The 9,788-nt window shown below is 66.4% G+C and carries 11 protein-coding genes; 2 read left to right on the top strand and 9 right to left on the bottom strand.

The window, feature by feature from the left end; genetic code table 11:
* The 9 genes from AC1DOC_RS07265 to AC1DOC_RS07305 all read right to left on the bottom strand — a co-directional run.
* On the bottom strand, nucleotides 1-808 hold an 808-nt coding region (locus AC1DOC_RS07265; protein ID WP_478129597.1), incomplete at its 3' end, for an acyltransferase family protein.
* A complete protein-coding gene (locus AC1DOC_RS07270; protein WP_478083964.1) occupies nucleotides 805-1,962 on the bottom strand; it encodes a hypothetical protein in 1,158 nt (385 codons plus the stop codon). The genes AC1DOC_RS07265 and AC1DOC_RS07270, both read right to left, overlap by 4 nt.
* 278 nt (nucleotides 1,963-2,240) lie before the next feature.
* On the bottom strand, nucleotides 2,241-2,681 hold the full coding sequence (gene gloA / locus AC1DOC_RS07275; RefSeq protein WP_478081327.1) for a lactoylglutathione lyase: 441 nt from the start codon (nucleotides 2,679-2,681) through the stop codon (nucleotides 2,241-2,243).
* Nucleotides 2,682-2,728: 47 nt separating this feature from the next.
* The gene (locus tag AC1DOC_RS07280) at nucleotides 2,729-3,409 is read right to left on the bottom strand and encodes a glutathione S-transferase family protein (protein ID WP_028256345.1); all 681 of its coding nucleotides are present in this window, start codon (nucleotides 3,407-3,409) and stop codon (nucleotides 2,729-2,731) included.
* 102 nt (nucleotides 3,410-3,511) lie between these two features.
* The gene (locus tag AC1DOC_RS07285; RefSeq protein ID WP_015866479.1) at nucleotides 3,512-4,198 is read right to left on the bottom strand and encodes an ABC transporter ATP-binding protein; all 687 of its coding nucleotides are present in this window, start codon (nucleotides 4,196-4,198) and stop codon (nucleotides 3,512-3,514) included.
* On the bottom strand, nucleotides 4,195-5,847 hold the full coding sequence (locus tag AC1DOC_RS07290) for an ABC transporter permease (RefSeq protein ID WP_478081328.1): 1,653 nt from the start codon (nucleotides 5,845-5,847) through the stop codon (nucleotides 4,195-4,197). The genes AC1DOC_RS07285 and AC1DOC_RS07290 overlap by 4 nt, the downstream gene beginning before the upstream one ends.
* A 43-nt stretch (nucleotides 5,848-5,890) precedes the next feature.
* Entirely contained in the window at nucleotides 5,891-6,955 is a 1,065-nt protein-coding gene (locus AC1DOC_RS07295; RefSeq protein WP_278874709.1) for a Fe(3+) ABC transporter substrate-binding protein, read from the bottom strand.
* A 117-nt stretch (nucleotides 6,956-7,072) separates the two neighbouring features.
* Nucleotides 7,073-7,768: a nitroreductase gene (locus tag AC1DOC_RS07300; protein ID WP_028256348.1), complete on the bottom strand. Its 696-nt coding sequence runs from the start codon at nucleotides 7,766-7,768 to the stop codon at nucleotides 7,073-7,075.
* Between the two features lie 20 nt (nucleotides 7,769-7,788).
* Entirely contained in the window at nucleotides 7,789-8,337 is a 549-nt protein-coding gene (locus AC1DOC_RS07305; protein WP_015866475.1) for a PaaI family thioesterase, read from the bottom strand.
* 74 nt (nucleotides 8,338-8,411) lie between these two features.
* Between AC1DOC_RS07305 and AC1DOC_RS07310 the strand changes: the two genes are divergently transcribed.
* The gene (locus AC1DOC_RS07310) at nucleotides 8,412-8,867 is read left to right on the top strand and encodes a MarR family winged helix-turn-helix transcriptional regulator (protein WP_062366205.1); all 456 of its coding nucleotides are present in this window, start codon (nucleotides 8,412-8,414) and stop codon (nucleotides 8,865-8,867) included.
* An 89-nt stretch (nucleotides 8,868-8,956) separates the two neighbouring features.
* The coding region (locus AC1DOC_RS07315; protein ID WP_478129598.1) for an MFS transporter at nucleotides 8,957-9,788 on the top strand (832 nt) is incomplete at its 3' end.

Here is a 9,788-nt window from a genome sequence, read left to right on the forward strand (position 1 = left end):
CGCGCAGCCTGGCCCAGAACGCCCCGAGCGATATCAATCCGAAGAAAATCATTGCGGAGGGAATTGCCAGCGCAAATCCCCGGAGTTCGCTGCTGCCAAGACCTTCCGAAATGGCCAGGTGCGCAAGAAATGCCCCGGCGGCCATCAGGACGATGGACACCGGCGTGCTCTGCCGGATCAGCCCTTTCTTGAACGCAACGCCAATGGCCACGCCGAATGCGAACTCCAGGAACAATGAAAAATTCATGACCTTGTAGTCGAGGCCGGAAAGCAATCCAATGAACGATGCCGCGGCCAATACCAGGCACGCGAGATAGGCGTTCCTTGGCCTGGCGGTCGGCAATGCGACCAGCGCCCACAAGCCGTAGAAAATGATTTCGTAGGTGAGCGTCCATCCGTTGTTGACCAGGTACGGGGCGGACGTGGGCCACAAGAAGAATGACGCGGCAATGTCGGTGGGCTCCTGCGCATTGCTGTTGATCAGCTTCGGCGCAAGCATGAAGACCACCAACGCCAGCAAGGACAGTCCCCAATAAAGGGGAAACACACGGATGATCCGCTTCTCCATGAATTCCACGTGGGTCATGGTCTTGTTGGCCGTGACAAAGTAGATGATGAAGCCGCTGATCATGAAGAAGATATCGACCCCGATGATCCCGAAATCGAACAGCGGAATGGCGCCGCCGGAAAGCGCATGGGCTTTCTGCGCCGCGTGGTGAATCACGACCAGCAGCGCGGCAATGCCTCGGCCTGCCTGAATGGATTCGACGTACTGTGGCTGGTCCACCGCAATGGATTGGGATTTCACGAAATTCGATCCTGACGGGTAGGGCGGACAAAGAGCGGGTTGCTCGAAATGGCGGCGGCCTGCCTGCGCCGCAGCAGCCTTTTTTCGGCCAGCTCGGTTTTCTGCGCCAGCGCCATGGCCGAAAAGACGAGCGGACTCACAATGGCGAAGTGGCGCGCAAACGAGCCGAAGTCAGGCTCGAACACCCCCTCGATGATGAGGAAGGACAAAGGCGCAAGGGCCACCTTGCCGGCCTGGATCAGGTTCCTGTTGCCCGACTTCGCGCCCTCGACGATGACTTTCACCATCCACACGAACGTGAAAGGCATGATCGAGATGAACGCCAATTGGCTGACCGAGCCAAAGCGCAGAAGCTCGAGCGGAAAAGCCAGGCGGAAGAAGGTGATCGTGGCGTTGAGCGCCTGCAGCAGCGCATTGTCGGAAGCGATGACCGCCTCGATGACCGTCCGCGATCCTTCGGCACCGACATCCCGGTTCTCATTGACCGTTGCGCGGGCAAAGTCCAGGGTGGCGCCAAGTGCGATCTGGAAGGTCAGCGCGAGCGCGATATAGACCAGGACGATGATGACCAGGAGCCTGAATACGGTGAGCTGCTTTCTTATCAAGCGCAGCCCGAGCCAGACGGCGCTGACCAGCAGCCAATACTTTCTGACCACCCAGCCGTAGATCGTCGACGACAGGAACCACGTCAGCCCGAACCCGCTGTGCTGCGCCGCCATCACCGAAAGCAGCACCACGCAGGCCGACAGCATGTCCTTGGAAAGCACCGAAAGGAAAATGGCCCTGATGAATCCCCAGCCGAGCGAGACGAAAAATACGCCAAGGGGAATTCGGCTGAATTGCAGTATGGGGATGACGGTGAGCGTGACGCTCAAAAAGGCGCCGGCAATGGGCGCCGTCTTGGCGCTGAGCCCGGCCGACTCCAGCAGGAATGCGCTGCAGGCGTAGGAGTTTCTTTCCTCGATCGTGGTGGAGGTGAGCTGGCACAAATCGGCGCCGAAGAAACTCAATAGCGTTTCTTCGTCCGGAAAATTCTGGGCCGCCGTGTCGTGGTAGAGAAACGGAATGACGCCGACGATCAGGGCGGAAAAGAAAAAGATGATCAGCGATATGGCCGGATCAATAGGCTTGCCGCGTATGCTCAGAATCGTCAATTTTCATTCCGCTTGGAAGAAAGCGCTCATGTAGAAAATAGTTCAAGGAATAAGGAGCATTCGGCGCCGCGTCCGAATGGACGATCTTGCTGAACTGTGAAGCTCTTCGATCGCGATTCCGGGTATCAGAATGTGATGCGTCCTGCATCAGCACTACCCCTTGAAAATACCAGCAAAGAATATGCCGATCGCCTTTAAAAGGTGATCATTTGTATCCTCAATTCAGCGGCCGCGAAGCGCTGATGGCGGCGCCGGGCGCGGGCGCCGCGGTGGCCTGGCTAGGACGCGCGCAGGGCGTCCGAACCGGCAGGGCTGCTGTCGCCGGAAGCCTTTGCCTTGTCCTGGATGAGCTCGATCTTGTAGCCGTCGGGATCGGTCACGAAGGCGATCACGGTGGTGCCGCCCTTCACGGGCCCGGCTTCGCGCGTGACGTTGCCGCCGGCGGCCTTGATCTTTTCGCAGGCCGCGTAGGCGTCGGGCACGCCGAGCGCGATGTGGCCGTAGGCCGTGCCGAGTTCGTAGCTTTCGGTGCCCCAGTTGTAGGTGAGCTCGATCTCGGCCTGCCCGGGGTTGCCGCCGCCGTAGCCGACGAAGGCGAGGCTGTATTTGTACTCGGGGTTCTCCGAGGTGCGCAGCAGGCTCATGCCAAGCACCTGGGTATAGAAATCGATCGAACGCTGGAGGTTGCCGACGCGCAGCATGGTGTGGAGGAGTCGCATCTCGTGGGATCTCTGTTGTTGCGGGGGGAAGAATTCCATTGTCGGCGCTAGGCGAGCGCGAGCAAGTGCGCCTCGTGCTTGCGCAGGAATTCGCGCAGGTGCTGCGGATACTCCGGCACCACCGCGCTCTGCACGCTCGGCCGCGCCGCCAGTGCCTTGCGCCACGCATTCACCTTGGGCAGGGCATCGAAGATGTGCGAGTTGCTGATCTCATCGAACACCTCGAAGTAGCGAAAGATCGGCGCGAACACCGCGTCGACCAGGCTGAAGTTCTTGCCTGCAAAGTAGGGGCCGGCGCCCAGCGCGGCTTCGACGCGCTCGAACTTGGCGGCAAGGGCCAGGCGCTTCTGCTCGAACACTTCGGCGTCGCGCGTGGTCTCGTAGCCCCACAGGTCGCCCAGGATGGCCGAGCCGAACTCCATCCATGCGCGATGCTCGGCGCGGGTGAGCGGATCTTCGGGATGCAGGCGCGGGCCGGGCTGGGTTTCTTCGAGGTACTCGCAGATCACATTGCTCTCGAACAGCACTGCTTCGCTGCCGTCGGGCCGCTGAAGCCGCAGCAGCGGCACCTTGCCCAGGGGCGAGATGGCAACGAACCAGTCCGGCTTGTTCGCCAGGTCGATCACCACGCGCTCGAAGGGCACGTTCTTTTCGGCCAGCGCGATGGCGGCGCGCTGCACATAGGGGCACAACAGGTGGCTGACGAGGGTGAGGGGCTTGTTGGACATGGCGTKGGCGCTCCGGAAAAGTTGCAGTTGGGACCGCGGCAATTCTTGCGGCCCCGAACAACCTTTTCCCGAAAAGCCCATTCGCCGAACGGGCGCCCTGTGCTATTTGGCAGTGGTGTCCAGCCAGTGCGTGATGCGGCCGCCGTGCATCACGCCGATGCGGTCGGCCATGGCATGGGCCTCGGCCTCGTTGTGGGTGACCAGGATCGCGGTCTGCCCGGCGCGCCGGAGGATGCCGCGCACCTCGGCCGTGAGGCGCTCGCGCGTGCCGCCGTCGAGGTTGGAGAACGGCTCATCGAGCAGCAGCAGTTCGGGCGAAGGCGCCAGTGCGCGGGCGAGCGCAATGCGTTGCTGCTGCCCGCCCGACAGTTCATGCGGAAAGCGCTCGCCGGCATCGGCCAGGCCCACCAGCGCCAGCATCTCGGCCACGCGGGCCTGCTGCTGCGCACGGCTCGAGCGGCGCAGGCCGAAGGCCACGTTCCGGCTGGCCGAGAGATGGGGAAACAGCGCGTACTCCTGGAACATCATGCCCACGCGCCGCTGCTCGGGCGGCAGGTGCACCTGGGTGGAGGAGAGCAGCACGTCGCCAAGCCGGATGGCGCCCGCGCGCAGCGGCTCGAAGCCCGCGATCGCCCGCAGCACCGTGGTCTTGCCGCAGCCCGAGGGGCCGAACAGGCAGGCGATCTCGCCGGCGCGCAGCGAAAGCGAAAAGTCGTTGACCACGGCATGCAGGCCGCGCGGCGTTTCGTAGGCGAGTTGGATCGATTCGATGGAAAGAGGGGAACTCATTGTGTCTCTGCGGCTGGCGTGCCCAGTTGGTTGCGCGCCAGCAGCACCACCGGCAGCAGGCCGGCCGCCACGATGGCGAGCGCGGCAATCGCGCCTTCTTCATACGTGCCGCGGGCGGCCTCGGCATAGAGCCAGGTGGCCAGCGTGTCGAAATTGGCCGGCCGCAGCAGCAGCGTGGCCGGCAGTTCCTTCATGGCATCGACGAAGACCAGCAGCGCGCCCGTGGCAATGGCGGGCTGCAGCAGCGGCAGGTGCACGCGCCGGAGCGTGCCGCCGCTGGTTTCGCCCAGCAGCCGCGAAGCCTGCTCGATGGCGGGCGGAATGCGCGCGAGCCCGGCCTCGATGCCGCCGACCGGCATGGCAAGGAAGCGGATCGCGCAGGCCACCACCAGCACGATGCCCGCGCCCATGAGCGGCAGGCCCTGCAGGCCGAGCATGCCGGCCAGCGCGGCGTCGAAAGCGAGCGCCGGCGTGAGCAGGCCAATGGCGAGCACGGTGCCGGGCAGCGCATAGCCCAGCGTGGCCGCGCGCGCCTGCCAGCGCGCGCGGTTCGGGCGCGATCCCTGGCTGCGCGTGGCCCAGGCCACCACCAGCCCCGCGGCCACCGCTGCCACCGTGACGCCGGCGGCCAGCGTGACCGTGTTGCCGAGGCTGGCGAGCAGCCCTTGCGACACGCCGCCGCCCTGGCGCAGCCGCTTGGCGCTTTCCCAGACCAGGTAGAGCGCGGGCGCCACGAAGCCGATCAGCACCGGCAGCGACGCGGTGGCGGTGGCGAGCCAGGCGGCGCCGCCGTGCAGGCGCCGCGGCTGCATGGCGCGCATGCGCTGCGCCGAGCCGAAGCGCTGGTGCCGGCGCCCGTTGCGTTCGAGCCAGACCAGCGCGACCACCACGAACAGCATGGCGCAGGCGATCTGCGCCGCACCGGCCAGGTCGGAGCGCGTGATCCAGGTGGTGTAGACCGCCACCGTGAGCGTGTTCACGCCCAGGAATTCGGAGGCGCCGATGTCATTGAGCGTTTCGAGCAGCGCCAGGCTCAGGCCCACTGCGAGCGCCGGCCGCGCCAGCGGCAGCGCCACGCGAAAGAAGGCGCCGCGCCGGCTTTCGCCCAGCGTGCGCGCCGCTTCCATCAGGTGCGCGGGCTGCGTCATGAACATGGCACGCGCCGTCATGTAGACGTAGGGGTAGAGCACGAAGCCGAGCACGAAGATCGCACCCGGCATCGAGCGCAGGTCCGGCAGGCGGAACTGGCGCGGGCTGTCGAAGCCCAGCGCCCAGCGGATCGCACCCTGCACCGGACCGATCGGATGCAGCAGGTCCAGGTAGGCAAAGGCGACGATGTAGGTCGGCATTGCGAGCGGCAGCAGCAGCGCCCAGTTCAGCACGCCGCGCCCCGGAAAGTCGCAGGCCGTCACGAGCCATGCGCAGCCGGTGCCGATCAGCAGCACCAGCGCACCGACGCCCATGAGAAGCAAGGCCGTGTTGAGCGCGGCCTGCGGCAGCACGTGCGCGAACAGCGGCCCCCAGTGCGCGACGCCCGAGCCGAAGGCGAGCCAGCCGAGCATGAGCACCGGCGCGAGCACGCCGATGGCGATCCCGAACGAGGCCCAGCGCCAGATCGGCCCCGCCGCCTGCAAACCGCCGAAGCTCATGCGAAACACAGGCCTTTCATTGCTCCCCTGGGGGCGAGCAACATTACTGGTCGAACCCGACCTTGTCGACCAGCGCGCTGGCCTGCTTGCGGTACTTGGCAATCTCGGCCACCGGCAGCGGGTCGGCCTTCAGCTCGCCGATGGTCTCTCCGATGATCGGATCGAGCGCCACGCCCTTGCGCACCGGATATTCGTAGTTGGCCTGTGCGTAGAGCGCCTGCGCCGGCTCCGACACCAGGAACTCGAGCAGCTTGACCGCGTTGGCGCGCTGCGGCGCGTTCTTGGCCACGGCCGCGCCGCTGATGTTGACGTGCGTGCCGCCGCCCTTGGCGCCGGCAAAGGTCGGGCGGACCACCTTGATGGCGTCGCCCCACTTGCGCGCGTCGGTGCCGGCCGCAGCGCTCTTCATCTGGCCGACGTAGTAGGAGTTGGCCAGGCCGATATCGCAGATGCCGCCCAGGATGTCGCGCGCCACGTCGCGGTCGCCGCCGGTGGCCTTGCGGGCCAGGTTGGCCTTGACGCCGCGCAGCCACTGCTCGGTCTTGGCCTCGCCGTCGTGCGCGATCATGGCCGCGATCAGCGCCGTGTTGTAGGGGTGCTGGCCCGCGCGGATGCAGACCTTGCCCTTCCATTTGGGGTTGGCCAGGTCTTCGTAGCGGAAGCTGGTGATCGGCTGGTCCCTGTCGGCGTAGAGCACGCGCGCGCGCAGCGAGAGCGCGAACCACTGGCCGTCGGCGCCGCGCAGGTTGGCGGGCACGGCCGATTCGAGCGCAGCCGATTTCACCGGCTGCGTCACGCCGCCATCGACCAGGTCCATCAGGTTGCCGATGTCCACCGTCATCAGCACGTCGGCCGGCGAGCGCGCGCCTTCGGCCTTGACGCGTTCGAGCAGGCCGTCCTTCACGAACACCGTGTTCACCTTGATCTTGCTCTGCGCGCTGAAGGCCGAGATCAGGGGCTGGATCAGCGCGGCTTCGCGCGTGGTGTAGAGCGTGAGCTCATCGCTGGCAGCGTGCGCGGGCAGGGCAGCGGCGGCAGCCAGCCAGGCGGCGGTGACGCCGATCAGTGCGCGGGCGGCGCGGCCTTGGACGCCGGGGCGGTCGGTCATGAAGGATCCTCCAGGTGCAGAGACGTGTTGTGGAAAGTCATCGCCACCGCGAGGGTGACGATGAGAATCATTATCACTGCCCTTGGGGCGGTTTTTTACCTCCTTGCACTTACATTGCTAATCCACCCATTGGCAAACCTGGGCCAGCGGCGCCCGCGACGTGCGGAACCGGTTGGCCGGGTGCGAGGGGTCCTCGTAGCCGAAGGCGATGCCGCAGACCACCTGGCGATCGTCCGGAATGTCGAACCAGCGATGCAGGAACTTCGAGCGCGAGGCCACGGCAGCCTGCGCGATGCTGGCCACGCCCAGGCTGCGCGCCGCCAGCATGAAGTTGTTGACATAGGCGCCGCAGTCGAGCGCGCCATAGGTGCCGAGCAGCGCCTCGGTGGTGACGAGCGCCACATGCGGGGCGCCAAAGAACCTGAAGTTCTCCTGCGCCTGCCGTTGCGAGGCCTCGCGGTCGCCGCGCGCCACGCCCACGCTTTCATACAGCTGGAAGCCGCATTCGCGGCGGCGCTCGCGGTACACGCCGCGGTATTCCGCGGGCGGTGCAATGTCGAATGCGGCATCGGCCGCGGCTTCGTCCGAATCGAAGGCTTGGCGCAGCCGTTCGGTGGCCGCGGCACTGGCCACGATCACCTGCCAGGGCTGCGAGTTGCACCACGAGGCGGTGCGCTGCGCCAGCCGGAGGATGGCATCGATCGTCTCGCGCGCGACGGGCTCGGCCAGGTAGCCGCGGCAGCTGTAGCGCTCCGCGAGCAGGGCCTCGAAGGCCGGCGCGAGCGTGGGGTCGCGGGGGATGGAGGAGGGCATGGGCTGCGGGCCGATCGCGTTCAGCGCGGCGACGGGATCTCGAACACCAGGCAGGTGGTGGTGGCGTGCGCATACAGCGTGCCGTCGGGGCCCACGAGCCGCGCCTCGGCGGTGGCGAGCTGCCGGCCGCAATGGATCACCTTGCCTTCGGCGCGCACCCGCTGCACCTTGGGCGTGAGGCCCTTCACGTAGTTCACGCTGAGTTCGGCGGTGGTGTAGGCGCGGCCGGGCGGCATCATGGTGTGGACCGAGCAGCCCAGCGCCGAATCGAGCACGGTGGCAATCCAGCCGCCGTGGATGGTGCCGAGCGGGTTCAGGTGCTGGGCCAGCGGCGTACCCTGGAAAACGGCCACGCCGGGGCTCACCGACAGCAGCGTGAAGTCGAGCGTCTTCGCGATGGCCGCAAAGGGAATGTCCCCGTTCAGCATGGCCTGCATCATCTCGAGCCCGGTCTTGCCGGCGATCTGCTCGGGGCGGGCGAGTCCGGGGCCGGGGCCGCTTTCGAGCCGGCCGGCAACCCGGCGTTCTTCGGCGATCCAGGCCTCGAGCTGGGAGGGGGCTTGCGTCATTCCTGTGTTTCTCCTGTGGGCATTGCGGGACGATTAAGTTGCATATGCAATGGTTGTACCTACAATGATAAACCATGGACATCCAGACCAAACCCCGCGGCTGCACCAGCTTCAAGGTGCGCCAGCTGATGCGGCGCCTCTCGCAGCACTATGACGCGGAGGTCTCGCAGAGCGGCCTCAAGACCACGCAGTATTCGCTGCTGTCGAACCTCAAGCGGCTCGGCCCGGTGCGCCCTGTCGATTTTGCGGCCGATCTGCGGATGACGGCCTCCACCTTGAGCCGCAACCTGCAGCCGCTGATTGCCGCGGGCTGGATCGAGCAGAGCGCGGGTGCCGATGCGCGCAGCCGCCTGGTGGCGCTCACACCGGCGGGCGAAGCCAAGTGGCGCGAAGCGCAGCTGCACTGGAAAGCCGCGCAGCAGAAGCTCAATGCGCTCCTGGGCGTGGAGCGCGTGCTGGCGCTGCACCAGCTCATCGACGAATCGCTCGAGCTGCTGGGCACGGACGACTCGCCGGACCTCCAGGACTGAAGCCACCCCGCAAAGAACACCCAAGCCGCGGCAACGGCCGCGTGCGGAACATATTTTTCCTCCCAATCCAATCCAACAGCAGAGGTCCCATGTTCGCCACCCCCGTTTCCGCATGGCTGCAGCGCCGCGGCATCCACTACGGCTGGATCGTCGCCGCGATCACTTTTCTCACCATGCTGACCATGTCGGCGGCGCTGGGCCTGCCGGGCGCCATGCTGCAGCCGCTGGGCAAGGAGTTCGGCTGGAGCACCGAGCAGATCTCCTCGGCGCTGGCCCTGCGCTTCGCGCTGTTCGGGCTCATGGGGCCGTTTGCCGCGGTGCTGATGGAGCGCTACGGCCTGCGGGCCGTGATCTGCACCGGCCTGGCGCTGGTCGGGCTGGGCATGGCGCTGGTCACCATGGCTTCGCAGCTGTGGCAGCTCTTCGTGCTGTGGAGCCTGATGCTGGGCCTGGGCACGGGCATGACGGCGCTGGTGCTCGGCGCGGTGGTGGCCAACCGCTGGTTCTTTGCGCGGCGCGGGCTGGTCATCGGCATGCTCACGGCCAGTTCGGCCACGGGACAACTGGCCTTCCTGCCGTTCGCGGCCTGGATGATCGAGCACTGGGGCTGGCGCTCGRCCATCGTGCCGATCGTGATCGGCAGCGTGCTGATCGCGCTGCTCGCGCTGTGCCTGGTGCGCAACCGGCCCACCGACCTCGGCCTGCTGCCGTACGGCGAACGGCCCGGCACGCAGCCGGCGGCGCCGGCGGCACCTGCCGCAGCCATGAACTTTGCGACGCCCTTCCGCGTGCTGAAGGAAGTGTCGACCAACCGCACCTTCCTGATCCTTGCGGCCACCTTCTTCATCTGCGGCCTCAGCACCAACGGCCTGGTGCAGACGCACTTCATCTCGCTGTGCGGCGACAACGGCCTGGGTGCGG

It is taken from the genome of Variovorax sp. 01T439_2 (assembly GCF_056398445.1).

What these genes read in the sequence shown, in the direction of transcription:
- gloA (WP_478081327.1), bottom strand. Translation starts at nt 2,681, where the DNA reads ATGCGACTCCTCCACACCATGCTGCGCGTCGGCAACCTCCAGCGTTCG.
- AC1DOC_RS07300 (WP_028256348.1), bottom strand. Translation starts at nt 7,768, where the DNA reads ATGCCCTCCTCCATCCCCCGCGACCCCACGCTCGCGCCGGCCTTCGAG.
- AC1DOC_RS07295 (WP_278874709.1), bottom strand. Translation starts at nt 6,955, where the DNA reads ATGACCGACCGCCCCGGCGTCCAAGGCCGCGCCGCCCGCGCACTGATC.
- AC1DOC_RS07290 (WP_478081328.1), bottom strand. Translation starts at nt 5,847, where the DNA reads ATGAGCTTCGGCGGTTTGCAGGCGGCGGGGCCGATCTGGCGCTGGGCC.
- AC1DOC_RS07285 (WP_015866479.1), bottom strand. Translation starts at nt 4,198, where the DNA reads ATGAGTTCCCCTCTTTCCATCGAATCGATCCAACTCGCCTACGAAACG.
- AC1DOC_RS07305 (WP_015866475.1), bottom strand. Translation starts at nt 8,337, where the DNA reads ATGACGCAAGCCCCCTCCCAGCTCGAGGCCTGGATCGCCGAAGAACGC.
- AC1DOC_RS07280 (WP_028256345.1), bottom strand. Translation starts at nt 3,409, where the DNA reads ATGTCCAACAAGCCCCTCACCCTCGTCAGCCACCTGTTGTGCCCCTAT.
- AC1DOC_RS07310 (WP_062366205.1), top strand. Translation starts at nt 8,412, where the DNA reads ATGGACATCCAGACCAAACCCCGCGGCTGCACCAGCTTCAAGGTGCGC.